This window comes from Paenibacillus xylanilyticus (genome assembly GCF_013359935.1).
Taxonomy (GTDB): domain Bacteria; phylum Bacillota; class Bacilli; order Paenibacillales; family Paenibacillaceae; genus Paenibacillus; species Paenibacillus xylanilyticus.
This window is the reverse complement of record NZ_JABMCB010000152.1, coordinates 1-218: the sequence shown is the minus strand read 5'-3', so window position 1 is coordinate 218 and position 218 is coordinate 1. Positions and strand designations below refer to the sequence as shown.

The 218-nt window shown below is 56.4% G+C and carries 2 tRNA genes; both read right to left on the bottom strand.

The annotated features are described in order from the left end of the window. Positions 1-2: 2 nt before the first annotated feature. A tRNA-Glu gene (locus tag HP552_RS04685) sits at positions 3-74 on the bottom strand. A 4-nt stretch (positions 75-78) separates the two neighbouring features. After that, positions 79-154 (bottom strand) — tRNA-Asn (locus tag HP552_RS04680). Between the last annotated feature and the right edge of the window lie 64 nt (positions 155-218).

Sequence of the window (218 nt, the reverse complement as noted above, 5' to 3'; positions counted from 1 at the left end):
TATGACCCGTAGGGGATTCGAACCCCTGTTACCTCCGTGAAAGGGAGGTGTCTTAACCCCTTGACCAACGGGCCTTAATGGCTCCCCGAACAGGACTCGAACCTGTGACAACTCGATTAACAGTCGAGTGCTCTACCAACTGAGCTATCAGGGAATGGTGGAGCCAAGCGGGATCGAACCGCTGACCTCCTGCTTGCAAGGCAGGCGCTCTCCCAGCT